12 protein-coding genes are annotated in these 16,597 nt (G+C 61.8%); 5 read left to right on the forward strand and 7 right to left on the reverse strand.

The window, feature by feature from the left end:
- From dnaA to NRS07_RS00020, 4 genes are all read left to right on the forward strand, one after another.
- Complete coding sequence (gene dnaA / locus NRS07_RS00005) at positions 1-1,401, forward strand: chromosomal replication initiator protein DnaA (RefSeq protein ID WP_259209801.1); 1,401 nt, start codon at positions 1-3, stop codon at positions 1,399-1,401.
- Between the two features lie 109 nt (positions 1,402-1,510).
- Positions 1,511-2,617 carry a DNA polymerase III subunit beta gene (gene dnaN / locus NRS07_RS00010; RefSeq protein WP_259209803.1) on the forward strand — a complete coding sequence of 369 codons (1,107 nt, stop codon included), beginning with the start codon at positions 1,511-1,513 and terminating at the stop codon, positions 2,615-2,617.
- Between the two features lie 134 nt (positions 2,618-2,751).
- Positions 2,752-5,253 carry a DNA topoisomerase (ATP-hydrolyzing) subunit B gene (gene gyrB, locus NRS07_RS00015; protein WP_259209804.1) on the forward strand — a complete coding sequence of 834 codons (2,502 nt, stop codon included), beginning with the start codon at positions 2,752-2,754 and terminating at the stop codon, positions 5,251-5,253.
- A 582-nt stretch (positions 5,254-5,835) separates the two neighbouring features.
- The gene (locus tag NRS07_RS00020) at positions 5,836-6,663 is read left to right on the forward strand and encodes a TonB C-terminal domain-containing protein (protein ID WP_259209807.1); all 828 of its coding nucleotides are present in this window, start codon (positions 5,836-5,838) and stop codon (positions 6,661-6,663) included.
- 26 nt (positions 6,664-6,689) lie between these two features.
- Here NRS07_RS00020 and NRS07_RS00025 read toward each other — a convergent pair whose 3' ends face one another.
- The 7 genes from NRS07_RS00025 to infA all read right to left on the reverse strand — a co-directional run bounded on the left by NRS07_RS00025 (position 6,690) and on the right by infA (position 14,106).
- A complete protein-coding gene (locus NRS07_RS00025; protein WP_259209809.1) occupies positions 6,690-6,953 on the reverse strand; it encodes a hypothetical protein in 264 nt (87 codons plus the stop codon).
- 170 nt (positions 6,954-7,123) lie between these two features.
- Positions 7,124-7,720 (reverse strand): hypothetical protein, encoded by a 597-nt coding sequence (locus NRS07_RS00030; protein WP_259209810.1) that lies wholly within the window; start codon positions 7,718-7,720, stop codon positions 7,124-7,126.
- Between the two features lie 295 nt (positions 7,721-8,015).
- Positions 8,016-9,302, reverse strand: coding sequence for an MFS transporter (locus NRS07_RS00035; RefSeq protein ID WP_259209812.1), 1,287 nt, complete (start codon positions 9,300-9,302; stop codon positions 8,016-8,018).
- A gap of 156 nt (positions 9,303-9,458) precedes the next feature.
- Complete coding sequence (locus NRS07_RS00040) at positions 9,459-10,673, reverse strand: PHB depolymerase family esterase (RefSeq protein ID WP_259209816.1); 1,215 nt, start codon at positions 10,671-10,673, stop codon at positions 9,459-9,461.
- 180 nt (positions 10,674-10,853) lie between these two features.
- Positions 10,854-11,939: a hypothetical protein gene (locus NRS07_RS00045; RefSeq protein WP_259213397.1), complete on the reverse strand. Its 1,086-nt coding sequence runs from the start codon at positions 11,937-11,939 to the stop codon at positions 10,854-10,856.
- Between the two features lie 114 nt (positions 11,940-12,053).
- Complete coding sequence (locus NRS07_RS00050) at positions 12,054-13,706, reverse strand: ATP-dependent helicase (protein ID WP_259209817.1); 1,653 nt, start codon at positions 13,704-13,706, stop codon at positions 12,054-12,056.
- Between the two features lie 130 nt (positions 13,707-13,836).
- Positions 13,837-14,106 (reverse strand): translation initiation factor IF-1, encoded by a 270-nt coding sequence (gene infA, locus NRS07_RS00055; protein ID WP_259209818.1) that lies wholly within the window; start codon positions 14,104-14,106, stop codon positions 13,837-13,839.
- A 792-nt stretch (positions 14,107-14,898) separates the two neighbouring features.
- On the opposite strand from infA, the gene leuA reads away from it, so the two are divergent.
- Positions 14,899-16,581 carry a 2-isopropylmalate synthase gene (gene leuA / locus NRS07_RS00060; RefSeq protein ID WP_259213399.1) on the forward strand — a complete coding sequence of 561 codons (1,683 nt, stop codon included), beginning with the start codon at positions 14,899-14,901 and terminating at the stop codon, positions 16,579-16,581.
- Positions 16,582-16,597: the final 16 nt, after the last annotated feature.

A 16,597-nucleotide genomic window follows, 5' to 3' on the forward strand; every position in this document is an offset into this window, starting at 1 on the left:
ATGGAAAATTTTTGGCAGTCCTGTTCGACGCAACTGGAACTCGAGCTGACGCCGCAGCAATACAGTGCGTGGATCAAATCACTGGTCGTCATCGATTACGAGGACGGCAAGCTGCGCATTGGCGCGCCGAACCGCTTCAAGCTCGACTGGGTCAAGACCCAGTTCGCCAAGCGCATCACCGAGCTCGCCTGTCAGTACTGGGAAGCACCGGTCGAAGTGCAGTTCGTGCTCGACCCGAAGACCAACCCGCCGCGCAAGCCGGTAGCGCCGGGCTCGTCGGAAGTGCCTGCCAATACCCCTGCGCAAGGCGGCATGGTGCGCTCGATCGACCAGCCCAGCAGCCAGGGCAATCTCAATATCGCCAATTCGCCCAAGCGCGAGCAGAGCCGGATCAACACCGACCTGACTTTCGATAGCTTCGTGACCGGTAAGGCCAACCAGCTGGCGCGCGCTGCCGCGATCCAGGTGGCCAACAACCCGGGCGTGTCGTACAACCCGCTGTTCTTCTACGGCGGCGTCGGCCTGGGTAAGACCCACCTGATCCATGCGATCGGCAACCAGGTGATGGCCGACAACCCGAACGCCCGCATCCGCTACATCCACGCCGAGCAGTACGTGCGCGACGTCGTCACCGCCTACCAGCGCAAAGGCTTCGACGATTTCAAGCATTACTACCATTCGCTCGACATGCTGCTGATCGACGATATCCAGTTCTTTGGCGGCAAGAGCCGCACGCAAGAAGAATTCTTCTATGCGTTCGAAGCCCTGATCGCGGCCAAGAAGCAGATCATCATCACCTCGGATACCTATCCGAAGGAAATCACCGGCATGGACGACCGCCTGATTTCACGCTTCGACTCCGGCCTGACGGTGGCGATCGAGCCGCCGGAGCTGGAAATGCGCGTGGCGATCCTGCTGAAAAAAGCCCAATCCGAAGACGTGACGCTGTCGGACGACGTCGCCTTTTTCGTGGCCAAGCACCTGCGCTCGAACGTGCGCGAGCTCGAAGGCGCACTGCGCAAGATCCTGGCCTATTCGCGCTTTCATGGCAAGGACATCACCATCGACGTGGTGAAAGAAGCCTTGAAAGACCTGCTGTCGGTGCAGAACCGTCAGATCTCGGTAGAGAACATCCAGAAGACGGTCGCGGACTTCTTTAACATCAAGGTCGCGGACATGTATTCGAAGCGGCGCCCGGCAAACATCGCCCGGCCGCGCCAGATCGCGATGTACCTGGCCAAGGAATTGACCCAAAAAAGCCTGCCCGAAATTGGCGAGCTGTTCGGCGGCCGCGACCACACCACCGTGCTGCACGCGGTGCGCAAGATCTCGGCCGACCGCCAGAAGAATGCCGAGTGCAATCACGAGCTGCACGTGCTGGAGCAGACGCTCAAGGGGTAACACGCAGGGCGGCCGGCTTGCCGGCCACCCCAGGGTTTGTGTTCTTTCTTAGCAGTTGGCAAAATAGTGCACTAGCAATAAACATCTAATAAACAAACTGAGGATATCTATGCAACTGGTCAAAACCACCCGAGACACGCTTCTCCGGCCACTGCAGATCGTGAGCGGTATTGTCGAGCGTCGGCACACTATGCCGATTCTGGCCAATATCCTCATTCGCAAAGATGGCGCGAGCGTCTCGTTCCTCTCGACCGATACCGAAGTGCAGATCACCACGCTGGCCAATATCGGCTCGGGCGATGATGTGACCGGCACCACGGTGGCCGCGCGCAAGCTGCTCGACATCCTGCGCGCGCTGCCGGAGTCGGGCGACGTCACCATGACGCTGACCAACAAGCGCCTGGCCGTACAGAGCGGCAAGTCGCGCTTCGCGCTGCAGACCCTGGCCGCGGAAGAGTTTCCGACCGTGTCGGTGGCCGACAGCTACAACGCCTCGGTCACGCTGCCGCAAAAGACGCTCAAGCACCTGTTCAACATGGTGCACTTCTCGATGGCCCAGCAAGACATCCGCTACTACCTGAACGGCCTGCTCCTGGTGCTGGACGGCCAGAACATCATCGCCGTGGCCACCGACGGCCACCGCCTGGCCTTCTGCCAGGTGGCCACCGAGCAGACCTTCGAGCGCCAGGAAGTGATCATTCCGCGCAAGACCATCATCGAACTGCAGCGCCTGCTGGAAGAAAACGACGACACGGTTCGCCTCGACATCGCCGCCTCGCAGGTAAAACTGACCTTCGCCGACATCGAGCTGGTCTCAAAGCTGGTTGAGGGCAAGTTCCCTGACTACACCCGCGTGATCCCGAAGGGCTACAAGAACGAGTTCACGATGAGCCGCGACGAGCTGCTGCGTTCGCTGCAGCGCGCCGCGATCATGACCAGCGACAAGTTCAAGGGCGTGCGCTGCATCATCGAGCCGGGCGTCATGAAGATCAGCTCGACCAATGCCGACCAGGAAGAAGCAGTCGAAGAAATCGAAATCGACTACGGCGGCGACTCGATCGACATCGGCTTTAACGTCACTTACCTGCTCGACGTGCTCAACAACCTGAAATGCGACCAGATCAACATCGCCCTGGGCGATTCGAACTCGTCGGCGCTGATCTCCATTCCCGAGAATGGCGATTTCAAGTATGTCGTGATGCCGATGCGGATTTAAGCATTCGCGCAGTCGATATTGTTGAATGAAGAAATAGCCTATGTACGTCATTTGCGCGCAGGCGGAAGTGACGTCACTCAGGCTGCAGGTTCCGGTAATTGCCTGAATCACCCGTTTTATAGAGAAAGCAGTCCATGTCCGAGAACACCCAAGCACAAACGTCCCCCGCTCCTCCAGCGGATGATTACGGCGCCTCCTCGATCCAGATCCTGGAAGGCCTGGAAGCGGTTCGCAAGCGTCCGGGCATGTACATTGGCGATACCTCGGACGGCACCGGCCTGCACCACCTGGTATTCGAGGTGCTGGACAACTCGATCGACGAATCGCTGGCCGGCCACTGTACCGAAATCCACGTGACGATCCACGCCGACAATTCGATTTCGATCATCGATAACGGCCGTGGCATCCCGACCGGCGTCAAGATGGACGACAAGCACGAGCCAAAGCGCTCGGCGACCGAGATCGCCCTGACCGAACTGCACGCCGGCGGCAAGTTCAACCAGAACTCCTATAAAGTCTCGGGCGGCCTGCACGGCGTGGGCGTGTCGTGCGTCAATGCGCTCTCGAAGCTGCTGCGCGTGACCGTTCGCCAAAAAGGCAAAGTGCACCAGATGGAATTCGTGCGCGGTGTCCCGCAAGAGCGCATCATCGAGATCGTCGACGGCTTCGAGGTCTCGCCAATGAAGGTCATTGGCGACACCGACAAGCGCGGCACCGAAGTGCATTTCTGGGCCGACGAAGACATTTTCACCCACGTCGAATTCCACTACGAGATTCTCTCGAAGCGGATCCGCGAGCTGTCGTTCCTGAACAATGGCGTGAATATCCGCCTGAGCGACCATCGCAACGGCAAGGAAGAAGTCTTTGCCTTCGAAGGCGGCACCCGCGGCTTTGTGGAATACATCAACAAGACCAAATCGGTGCTGCACCCGACCGTGTTCCAGGCCACGGGCGACCGCATGTCGGACCAGAACACGAACATCTCGGTGGACGTGTCGATGCAGTGGAACGACGCCTACAACGAGCAGGTGCTGTGCTTCACGAATAACATCCCGCAGCGCGACGGCGGCACCCACCTGACCGGCCTGCGCGCGGCGATGACCCGCGTGATCAACAAATACATCGACGAGCACGATTTCGCCAAGAAGGCGAAAGTGGAGATTTCGGGCGACGACATGCGCGAAGGCCTGACCTGCGTGCTGTCGGTGAAAGTGCCGGAACCGAAATTCTCGTCGCAGACCAAAGACAAACTGGTGTCGTCGGAAGTGCGCGGCCCGGTAGAAGAAATTGTCGCCAAGACGCTCACCGACTTCTTGGCGGAAAAGCCGAACGACGCCAAAATCATCTGCGGCAAGATCGTGGAAGCGGCCCGTGCCCGCGAAGCGGCGCGCAAGGCGCGCGACCTGACCCGCCGCAAGGGCATCATGGATGGCCTGGGCCTGTCGTCGAAACTGGCCGACTGCCAGGAACGCGACCCGGCGCTGGCCGAACTGTACATTGTCGAGGGTGACTCGGCAGGCGGCTCGGCCAAGCAGGGACGCGACCGCAAGTTCCAGGCGATCCTGCCGCTGCGCGGCAAGGTGCTGAACGTGGAAAAGGCACGCTTCGAGAAGATGCTGTCGTCGGAGCAGATCACCACCCTGATCGCCACGCTCGGCACCAGCATCGGCCCGGACGAATTCAACGTCGACAAGCTGCGCTACCACCGCATCATCATCATGACCGACGCCGACGTCGACGGCGCCCACATTCGCACCCTGCTGCTGACCCTGTTCTACCGCCAGATGCCGCAGTTGGTGGAACGCGGCCACATCTACATTGCGCAGCCGCCGCTGTACAAGGTCAAGGCCGGCCGCGACGAGCGCTACCTGAAGGACGACATCGAGGAAGCCAGCTACATGATGGCGGTGGCGCTCAACAGCGCCTCGCTGATTCCACGCGAAGGCGCCGAGCCGATCACCGGCGAGGCCCTGGGCGAACTGGTAAAACAGTACAACCTGGCCAACGCCATCATGATGCGCCTGACCCGCGTGATCGACCGCGCGGCGCTAACCGCCATCATGAGCGGCGTGACGCTGCAAATGGACACGCTGGAGCATTCCGTCGCTTCGGCCCAGGCCATGGAAGCGGCGATCAATGATCCGGCCGTGAAAGTGCTGGTGCGCTCGGACGAACTGAGCGAAAAGCATTCGCTGCGCATCGAGCGCATGCGCCACGGTAACGTGCAGGTGACCTCGATCGATGCCGACTTCGTGCTGAGCAACGACTACGCGGTACTGGCCAACGCAGCCGCCACCTTCCAGGGCCTGATGGGCGAAGGCGCCATCATGCGCCGCGGCGAAGGCGAGAAGATGAAGGAATTCGCCGTGCGCGAATTCCACGAAGCGATGATCTGGCTGCGCGAAGAAGCCGAGCGCGGCGTCAGCAAGCAGCGCTACAAGGGTCTGGGCGAGATGAACCCGGAGCAGCTGTGGGAAACCACGATGGACCCGAAAGTGCGGCGCCTGCTGCGGGTGCAGATCGAAGATGCGATTGCGGCGGACCAGATCTTTACCACCTTGATGGGCGATGAAGTGGAACCGCGCAGGAACTTCATTGAGAGCAATGCGCTGAGGGCGGGGAATATCGACGTCTGATGCGCGCAGCCAGTGCCGCTACGCCGGCACTGGCTGCATCAATTGAATCGATCGTTACTGATTGACCGTCTAGCGACACGGCGGGATGTCTGCGCCTGGCAAAGGAAGATCAATGTGAGTGCTGCGGCATGCGTCACCCGCCCCGCCCCCGGGCGAATGGGCGCTGCACTCGCGCTCTCCCTGCTGGCGCACGTACTGCTGCTGAGCATGACCCTCGGCGGCAACGGTGCCGGACTTCCAGGACTGCAGCTTCCCTGGAAAGAACGGCGACTCGCCGCAAACGATTTGCAGGTGCTTCTGGCGCCAGCGCGGCCTGCTAGTCCTGTACCGGCGGCGCTGCCGCCGGCAGCAGTCGCCGCACCTTCCAGTATCGTCCAACCCGCCGCGGTGAGCGCGCCGCTGCCCAGGGACCTTGTACCGCCAGTCGTCCAGCCGCGCGACGTGCCCGGCGTGTCGTTCTCGCCTCCTCCCCTCGCCCTTGCATCCCCGCCCGCGCCGACACCAGCGCCAACGAGCACGCCGGCCCCGTCCCAGGCAGCCGTTGTGGCACCCCTCCCGCCCGCTGTGAAGCTCCCGATTGCATTGGACGCTACGCCGACGCCACTGCCCGCCGACAACTTGGCGCGCGCCGTTCCGGCACTGGGAAGTGTTGCACCCGCGCCCGGCAATACTGACAGCGCCGCCCAGAAGCAAACCGACAACTTGGCGCGGGATCGGGCGCTTTCGCAGGCCAGGCTCGAGCAGGAGCAGCGAAATACCGAACTGCTGCGTCAGGCGACGCTGGCGGCAGCGCAGCGAGAAGCGGCACGACAGGAGCAGCAGCAATTGGAAACTGCCCGTGCCGAACAAGCGGCCAGGAGCGAGGCGGCACGGCTGGATGCTGAACGCCAGGAGCAGGCGCAGCATGACGCTATCAAGGTAGAGGCGGCACGGCAGGCACAGGCAAAGCAGGAAGAGGCGCAGCGGGAGCGCGCCCAGCAGGAATCCAAGCGCGAGGAGCGCTTGCGCGCGATTGCCAATCAGCTCAAGCAGGAAGCGGCGCAGCCCACGACGAGCAGCCTGCGCCGGGGCTGGCTGTTTGGACGCGCCGACCCGAACGCCGATCTGGTGCTCTACGCGGAAACCCTGCGCCGAAAAATCGAACTGAACATGACCTTCGACATGGTGCGCGATGTAGTCAAACGCCCACATACCCAGCCGATCGTCACGGTGGCAATCCGTGCCGACGGCACCGTCGAAAAAGTGAGCTTCGTGGTGTCCAGCGGCGTGACTGCCATCGACGACGCAATCCGCAAGGTCTTGGCCAGCCAGGCTCCCTACGGAGCCTTTCCGCCGGGCCTGGCGCGTCAGTACGACGTGATTGAAATTCGCCGCACCTGGCTCTTCGATACTGCTATTCGGTTGCAGTGAAGACGCAGCTGTGAGGCCAACTCGCCTCACCGGCTCCTGCTTGCCGGAGGCGGCTCGATATTCTCCTCGAACTCGTTCAAACGCTTCATCACGGCTGGATTCTTGGCGTACTTGCGCTTTAACTTGACGAGCTTCTTGTTGGTGCCGTTACAGAGCTTGCGGATCTCGCGTTCGATTTCCTGTATTCGCCGCTTGTGCGGCGGGTCCGAGATCTCGCCTCGGAAGTAGTCGCAGGCTTCGCGCTGCTCTACGTAGTTGGCGGCATCAGCGGGGAGGCGGGCTTGCGCCACCGCTGCTGCACCGAGACCGATGCATAGTACGGCAAGCGCTGATGTTATCGTAAGGCGCACTTACATGCGCCCGTGTCTGACCAATGAGGATCGTCGCGACCCCTGCGGTTATATTTTGACAACGCCATAGTTCGCACCAAGGTCGTGCTGTTGCTGCTTCAGTCAGCGCGCTACTTCCGCCTGGACTGCCGGAGACCCCTGAACGCGTTGCGAAGCTCGATGGGCAGCGCGTCGAGATCAACCCGCTGGCGCTTCAACTCCACCGCCAGCCTGTCAACGCCTCCGAACGCCCCCGCGAGCCGGGCAACGAAGTCGGTGGCAAGCCGTTGGAGCACGTCTTGAGGCAGCTCCTCGTCGAAGATGCGGTCATCGAAAACCTGCCGAGCGTCGGCGTCGATGAGCGCGCATTGATCACCCTGCACGCTCACGAGCATCCCAAATCCGCCTGTCTCGTATTTCGGAAGATCGGGCGGCGCCGGACGGCGCCTGATCTCATAGCCGTTCACGAGATAATAGGACTTCCCCGTGGCGTCCCGCGCCCGCGCGTAGACGAACCACACTCCGCCCATGTTCTCGGATCCGGCCAGCACGGAGCACTTCGCCGCCAGGTCGGCTGGCAGCGGCTCGAACCTGGTTGTCGCGACTTCATAACGCAAGCCGAGGAGCGGGTCTTGGAGAACGCTGAGTGAGGCGCTGACAGAGGCCAGCGGGGCCGTTATGACGATAGCGACGGCTACAGCGACGATTTTATGGGCGATAGAATGCATGAGCGGGCCTCTTTGTGCGATAACCTCGTCCAGACCAAAAGTCTCGCAGCTTGAAGTCGGAGATCCAGATCTGTGACTCGCCTTTGATGCCGTCGATGTGCAAATAAACGTCGGTTGCCATGCTGTTTTCGTTTGAGCGTTGGAATGCGAAAATCCATTCTGGCTCAGCGCCACAGTAGGAGAGTTAGGCGCTCTCAAGAGCAAGAGCTCCCTGGCTTGAGAGTTGTCCTTGGCCGCCGCCCTCGGCGAGCGGATGAGCATAGCGAAAGCAGGTGAAAGCAGGTAAGCGTGCAGCTTAGTCCTGCTCAGGTATAGACCGGACAACCAGGAATTGATAAGCCATCGCTCCCAAAAACGCGATGCCAGCACCAGTCAACAATGCCGGCACAAAGGACCAGGTCTGCGCTATGAAGCCTGTCAGAATCGGTGCCAGTGCTCCGCCGATAAAGCCGCCGAAATTCTGGATCGCGCCCAAGGACCCAATCCGGCTACGCGGCGCCACGACGGTGACCAGCGACCAGGAGCAAGCCGAGGCTGCATTGGCCAGGAAAATCACGATCGAGATGCAGGCAATTGCCACGGTATTGCTCTCGACCAGCGCTGCCGGAATGGTAAACGCCACCATGCCCAGCATCGAGGCTACTACCGCCCTGCGGCGACCGGCCAGCGGCGAGACCGAACGGCGCGCTACCTGGTCTGACGCCCAACCGGCCACCAGGGCGCCAGCAAACCCACACGCGAAGGGAATCGACGCCGCGATGCCGGCGTAGGCGATATCCATGTTGCGCTCGGTCCGCAGATAACCCGGCAGCCAGGTCAGGTAGACCCAGTTCAGGTAGACCGATCCGGAAAAGCCGAACAGCATGCCCCAGGTAGCGCGATGCCGGAACAGCGCACGCCAGGATGCAAACGTGGTTTCAGGCACAGGCTCCGATGTTTGGCCGGCGTCCAGATAAGCGAGCTCGGCTTCGGACATTTGCTCGCGAGCCGGGTCGCGATAGAGCGCGACCCAGATCACGGCCGCCACCAGGCCCATCGCGCCAGTCACAAAAAAGGCCCAGTGCCAGCTTGTTGCCACGATCAATGGCGACAAGAGCAGCGGTGCTAGCGCGACGCCCAGCGGGGATGCCGAGTTATAGATTCCTGTCGGCGTGCCGCGTGCCCGGATCGGAAACCAATTGCTTACGACCCGCGCCGCTGCCGGGAACTGCGGCGCTTCGCCAATGCCAAGCACAATGCGCGCAATCACGAACCAGCCAAAGGTCGACACAAGGCCACCTGCCGCCTGTGCCAACGACCACACCACTAACCCTATGCCGAGCAGCCAGCGCGGGCCAATCTTGTCGACCAATGCGCCGACCGGCAGTTGGCAGAGCGCGTAGCTCCAGGAGAACGCCGACAGCAGCAGGCCCATCTGGCCGAGCGAAAGATCGAGATCGGCGCGGATGTACTCGTTGGCAACGGCGAGGGTAGCGCGGTCGAGGTAGTTGATGACGCCGGTGACGACCAATAGCACCAGGGCTAGGTTTTGGCGACGGCGGATGCTCGGAGGGGCGGCGGCGTAAGCGGGGATGGCGTTCATTTCAGAATGCTATCAAATGAACGTTGATAGGGGGAAAGGTATTCCAACAAGCCTGCGAGAAATTCTGACAGGCTCGCGCGCCATCAGCCAACGAAGCCCTCGTTGGCTGATGGCGCGAGCCCCAATCTGCTTGGTTCCCGCTTCATGCATGCTCGTTCATGAACACCTTCCATACGCGTAATACCCCGCCGACGTCCTCCTGACGTCCGTATACGCCGTCGTCATGTAATACCCCAGGTACTGATTTGAATTCACCGCATACACCTGCCCATTAGCCCCGACGTACGCGCGGCCGGCCGTCACATGCGAGTAGTTGCTGCTGTACCAGGAGCTGCAGCTGAACGGCGCCGCCACATTTCCACCGACGATCTTGTCGATCATGGTCTTGATCGCCACCATCTGCCCGCCGCTCTTGCCCGGGAAGTTGGCATCGTCATATCCCCACCAATCCCAGCAGCCGCCCGGATTGTTAAAAGTGCTTGTCGCCTGCGGGTACAGGACGACGATCTTGTTCGTATCCGCCCAGCGGTTGTAGCCGGCGTTCTGGTAAAAGGCCGTGCCGACACTCGCGACGTTCTGCGTGCAACCGTGGAAGGCCACGTGCAGGCGGCAGGATTGTCCCGCGGCGCAGGCGGCGGGCACGTAAGCGTAGCCGCTGCTCGCCATCCCGTGCGTGTTCGGATTGCGGTTGCCCCAGAATGCGGCCTGGTCGAAGTTGACGAAGCTGCCGCCCAGGGTGCTGACGTTCTTCGCGCTCAAAAGCCCGTAAATCCATTTCAGGATCTCGCCCGCGGTATCGAAGTTGCAGTTATTGACGTAGGGCGAACTGTTGACGCTGCAGCCGCTGCCAAAGAAGTCCGTCGGGATCGAATGCTCGGCCGTCAGGTTGTTCTTGTAGCTGATGTTCGCGGTTGGCAGGTAATTGCCGTACATGCTGTGCAAGTCGTTCATGACCGGCTGCTTGACCGTCGAATCGATCGTTCCCGACAGCAGGTACACCTTCGATGCGGCCATGTTACTGGTCGGGTCGATATAGCCGTTGCCCGACCAGGTATTGACCACCGACAGCAGGTAAGGCAGATTGCGCGATCCGTTATCGCGCATGCACGGACCGACCGAAATGCTTACGCTGCCCTGGGAGCAGTAGACAGGACCGCCGGCGACAATGCCGGCGCCCTTCTTCACCGTCTTCGAATAAGCAAAATGCATCTGCGCTGCCATGTGGGCGCCGGACGAAAAACCGGAAACCGACACTTCGCTGACGCTGACGTTATAGCTCGGTAAAGCAACCACCGCGCCGTGGGCGCTCGTGGCGAGCAGGCTGATGGCCAGGGCGGCGAGCCCCATGGATGCGCCAGATTGAACTGTCATTCCGTCTCCGTTGTCATTGTCTTTGTGGATCGTTCTAGATGACGATCCAGCCAAATTGCAGGTGGCGGATTCAGAATAGTTGAGCTAGGGACATAGTCAAGGGAACATCGGTCGCATGGACGCACAGGGGGTGTGCATGATTGCGCCGATGCCATCCCATGTTCAATTCGTTCCGATACCTTATGGCAGCCGGATCTTGATGACGGCATTGCCGGTGGTGGCGTACAGGCTACCCTTGCCGTCCGTGGTCAAGCCTTGGATGTTCGGCAGGCTGCCCGGCAATGCACCGGTCGCCAGGGTCGTTGCCTTGAGCGTACCGGCAAACGTCGACACGACGCCGTCAGGCGTGATCTTGCGGATCAGGTTGTTAGTGTTGTCGGCCGCGTACACATTGCCCTGCGGGTCGACCGTCATCGCCACCACGTCTTCGAACCTGGCCGCCGCGCCCGTGCCGTCGGCGTAGCCACGCACATTCAGCGCGCCGGCCAGCTGCGTCAGGGTGTTCGAGCCGTTGGTACGGGCGATGGTGCGCTCCAGCGTGTACACATAGACGTCGTTTTTGCTGTCGGTGGCCACCCCGCGCTGCAAGAACGCGCGGGTGCCGCCGACGCCGGTCAGCACCTGGCTGCCTTCCAGCATGGTGATGGCGCCATTCTGGGTGATACGGCGCGTGCTGTGGCCGTTGGTCACGATGACGTCGCCACGCGTGTCGACCGCGATGCCGCCGATGTCCAGCAGCGGTGTGCTGCGGCTGTCCACATTGCCGCGCGGGATCTCGGAAAAAGTATCGACCTGCCCGCCCGTGCCCACCCGGCGCACCAGGCGGTAGTCGCCTACGTACAAGATGTTGTTTGGACCAATGGCGAGCGCCAGCGGATTGCTGAAACGGGCGCCGCCGCCGACGCCGTTGATGAACTCGCTATCACCTGCGGAGCCGGCCAGCGTAGTGACCACGCCGCTTGCGGTAATTTTACGGATCGTAAAATTACCCCGGTCCGCCACATACAGGTTGCCTGCGGAATCGACGGCAATGCCATGCGGATTACGGAAACGCGCGGCGCTGCCAGTGGCGTCGATGGCACCGGCGGTGGTGGCATTACCGGCAACCAGCGTGATGGCCGCCGGCGGCGGCGCGGGCGGCTTGTCGCCATCCGGCTTGTCCTTGGGCGGATGGTCGCCGCAAGCCGCAAGCAGCACCAGCAATGCCGATGCGCCCAACACATTAAGGCGCAGCCGTTCGGCCTTTGCAGGCACCTGTTTCTTCATCACGTAGTCCCCTTGAATCGATTAGCAAAATGCTAGCACGCGTCAGGCAAGGGGCAACCCTGATTTCCATCCCGCCCGCATAAAACGCAGGCAGCAGATGCATTTATGTCGGCATCACACGTTGAAGGCGCCGTTATTGCTCATCCGGTCGAGTATCTGCACCGAGGCGCGCTCGCTCATGACCAGCACCAGTTTCAGGCGCGCGCGGGTCATGCCCACGAACAGCTTGCGCAAGGTGAGTTCGTCCATCTCCTCGAAATCGATCTCGGTGAAGATCAGCGCCGGTGCCGACTGTCCCTTGAAACGATAGACCGATTCGGCCAGCAGCCCACCCTCGCGGAACACCGGGTTACCGAACAGGTCGTACTCGCCGGTGAACGAACGCAGCGTGTGGGCGTCGTTGAGTTTGTCGAGCTTGAGGATGCTGGATTTTTCGCGCCCGCGAAACGAGCAGATGGCAATGTCCTGGCGCCCGAAACCGGCCGCCAGGCAAGAGGTGACGGCGCGCCGGGTCTGGGCCAGCATCGCATCAAGATCGCCTTCAGGGTAGGTCAGCTCTTCGATGTCGGCGCCCTTGAACGGGCTGCCGGCCTCCACCGGCTGGCTTACCGCGCCGATCGAGGTGAGCATCTGCACGATCTGGCGCGGGCTGCGGTAGTTGGTGTTCGAGTGCAGCACCACCCAGCCGGGCAGCGGCACCATGGCGCGGCCGTACAGGTTCTGGTCGGGGTCTTCCAGCCAGATGGCGCGGCCACTATCCTTGAGCATGCGCAGCACGATGTCGCGCCACATGGTCGAAAAATCCTGGCCTTCGTCGATGATCACGACGTCGTACTGCCAGGTCTCGGGCAGCGCGGCCGTTACCAGCGCGGCTTCGATGTCGGCCCAGACCTTGGACGAAGCGTAGTCGGGCGTCTGGCCCTGGGCACGCAGCCAGGCGTCGCACAGTTCGTGGAAGTTGGCGACGCGTCCGCCAGGCGGCACCAGGCGCTGAATATGGTCGGCCAGCGGCCGGTTAAAGCAGACATAGAGCGGGCGCAGGCCGGCGTCGAGCGCTGCGGTGTATTCGGCCAGCGCCAGCTGGGTCTTGCCGCTGCCGGCAGTGCCCATCACGCGCAGGCGGAACGGCGAGAATTCGAGCCGGCGCGCCCAGGTGGCCAGGCCGCCGGACAGGCGCGTGACCATGCGCGTGGCGCAGCCGATCATCGAGCTCGGGTCGGGGCGCAGGCTCAGGGTGTCGCCGAGGTAGCGCGTGACCTTGTCGAATGCTTCGGTGCGTTCTGTGATGGGCAGGATGTCGCGGATGGTTGCGCCCAGCTTGCCCTTGTTGGTGGCATCGATGATGTGGGTCGGGTCGATGCCGGCTTGCTGCGGGTCGCGCACGATGTAGTCGGGGCAGTACAGCAGGTAGTCGATCGACAGCTCGCCCTGGTAGCGCTTGGAGAAGCCTTCGATGGTATGCAGGATCTGGTGCCGGATCTTGCGCGGCTTACCCTGGTAGTTCTTGACGAGCCCGTCCTTGGATTCGTTCAGGAAACCGGCGATCTGCTCGATGAGCAGAACCCTGCCATTGGGTGCGACGATAATGAAATCGATGTCGCCATAGGCCGAAAAGCCATGCTCGACATTTGTCCAATGGACGCCGTGGTAGATCTCGTAGGGTGCATCCGACAGCCGCTTGTCGAGGAGGGTGAGCGTTTCGATCTCACGTACGGCAGAACCGGTGACGGACATTTCGCGCCAGCCGGCAGGATGGATATGGGCCATGGATCATCGGTGCTTGTCGTTTTGTGAACACATTGTAAAGCTGTTCACGCCACGCAATCACACCGTTGGCACTGGGGCCAGGCGATCCGCCGGTCTGTCCTGGAAAGGACGAGACCGGCGCCTGCTGGGATCAGCGGCGGCGCGGTGCCGGACGCTGGCCGCCGGTCGATGGGCCACGGGTTTCGATGTGGCGGAACACGATGCGACCCTTGTTCAGGTCGTATGGGGACAGCTCGAGCGTGACACGATCACCCGCCAGGATGCGGATGTGGTTCTTCTTCATGCGACCCGAGGTGTAAGCGATCAGCTTGTGGCCGTTGTCGAGGTCTACGCGGAAACGCATTTCCGGCAGGATTTCGGACACGAGGCCGTTCATTTCAATCAGTTCTTCTTTTGCCATGCTGGTTCTCCTAAAGCGTGCGTTACGGCCCGGGCGGCGCGCGGGTTCGTTAAATTCGGTCGCACCGCCAGACATGTCACGAAGGCGGCGATTGGTGCTGGCCTGACCGGAGCCAGGGCTGAAAACGGAAGCGCGCAACCTGGAAAGATGCGGAGGCTCGGGCGGTGGCGTATTGCAGCATTGCCAATACGGCATTGTTGCTGGTACGTCACCGGGATGGTGCCGCGAAGCACTAAAGCTTCAGCGACAGGGAAAGCACAGTATACCAGTAAACATCGTGCGGTGCAGAAAGAGGTGTTGAGCGAGGTCGTGGCGTCCGGAGATTCCTGGGTCCGCCGGGCGTGCTCGCCACCTCGGCGCGGTGGTTTACCGCAGCGCACAAAATATGCTTGACATGCCCTTCCCTAGTCTTTTACAGTCAATGCATGTCTTTTCACCCGCATCTGTCGATTTCCCTACCTGCCAGCGGCGCGCTAACGCCCGCTGCCCTGCTACTACGCGCGTAAATCACGCCGTAGGTCCCCGGCTCCCATTCCCTGCCGGCCGAACAAGCATAGTAGTCCAGGAAAGTTTGACCAGATGTCCAGGCTCCCACCTTCAGCACCATCGCTTTGCGCTACCAGCTTCACCCTGGCTACCGGCGCCCGTGCGAATTGTCGCCTGCTGCTAAAGCTACCGACCGGTTGCCGGGCCTGGCGTTTCGCGGCCCGTCCGGCAGCCCTCTTTGCCGCATTCCCGCCCCGGTAGCCCGCCCGCCGTGGGCCTAGAGCCTTACCGCATCAGGAGCAAACGATCATGTTGAAGAATCCAGCCGCCAAATACCGTCCCTTCCCCGCCGTTCCACTTGCCGACCGCCAGTGGCCGTCCCGCTCGATCACCCAGCCCCCGGTCTGGATGAGCACCGACTTACGCGACGGCAATCAGGCGCTGATTGAGCCGATGAGCCCGGAAAAAAAGCTGCGCTTCTTCCAGATGCTGGTGAAGGTCGGCATCAAAGAGATCGAAGTGGGTTTCCCGTCCGCCTCGCAGGCCGACTTCGACTTCGTGCGCATGCTGGTGGAAGAGCGCCACATCCCTGACGACGTCACCATCATCGTGCTGACCCAGGCGCGCGACGAGCTGATTCGCCGCACGGTGGATTCCGCCGTGGGGGCGCGGCGCGCCATCGTGCACGTCTACAACTCGGTGGCGCCGGTATTTCGCCGCGTGGTGTTCAACATGGAGCGCGACGACATCGTGCAGATCGCCGTCAACGGTACCCGCCTGATCAAGGAACTGGTGGCGCAGCATCCACAGACCCAGTGGGGCCTGGAATATTCACCGGAATCGTTCTCGACCACCGAACTGGACTTCTCGAAGCAGATCGTGGACGCGGTCAGCAATGAGTGGCAGCCCACGCCGCAGCAGCCGATGATCGTCAACCTGCCCTCCACGGTAGAGGCCAGCACGCCAAATGTCTACGCCGACCAGATCGAATGGATGTGCCGTAACCTGGAGCGGCGCGACTCGCTGGTGATCAGCGTGCACCCGCACAACGACCGCGGTACCGCCGTGGCGGCGGCCGAACTGGCCATCATGGCGGGCGCCAACCGGGTTGAAGGTTGCCTGTTCGGTAACGGCGAGCGCACCGGCAACGTCGACCTGGTGACGCTGGCCATGAACCTGTACACCCAGGGTGTCGATCCGGGCCTGGATTTCTCGGACATCGACGCCGTGCGCCAGCTGGTGGAAGAATGCAACCAGTTGCCGGTGCATCCGCGCCATCCGTATGCGGGCGACCTGGTGTTTACCGCGTTTTCGGGCTCGCACCAGGACGCCATCAAGAAAGGCTTTGCCCAGCAAGACAAGGATGGGATCTGGGAAGTGCCTTACCTGCCGATCGATCCGGCCGACTTGGGCCGCAGCTACGATGCCGTGATCCGCGTCAACAGCCAGTCGGGTAAGGGCGGCATGGCCTATCTGCTGGCGCAGGAATACGGGCTGGAGCTGCCGCGCCGCCTGCAGATCGAGTTTTCGCGCGCGGTGCAGCGCATGGCCGACGAAACCGGCCGCGAAATCGCCGCGTCGAGCATCCACGCATTGTTCTCTCAAGAATACCTGGAGCAAGAGTCGCCCTATCGGTATGTCTCGCACCGCATGACCGAAGACAGCCAGCACGGCGTGCAGATCGATCTGAACGTCATGCGCAGCGACCTTCCGCAGGCGTGTCATGGCGAAGGCAATGGTCCGATCGACGCCTTCGTGAAGGCGCTGGGCCTGGACATTCGCCTGATGGATTACCACGAGCACGCGATCGGCCGCGGCGCCGATGCGCGCGCTGCCTGCTATGTCGAACTGCGGGTGGGCAACGGCCAGACCCTGTTCGGGGTTGGCATCGACAGCAATATCGTCACCGCCTCGTTCCGCGCGGTACTGTCGGCGGTCAACCGTCACCAGGGCTCGGCGGTGCAGGGCGAGACGGCAATCGCCGCATAAGACAGAGGCTGGCCAG

This window comes from Massilia sp. H6, from assembly GCF_024802625.1.
Classification (GTDB): Bacteria; Pseudomonadota; Gammaproteobacteria; order Burkholderiales; family Burkholderiaceae_D; genus Telluria.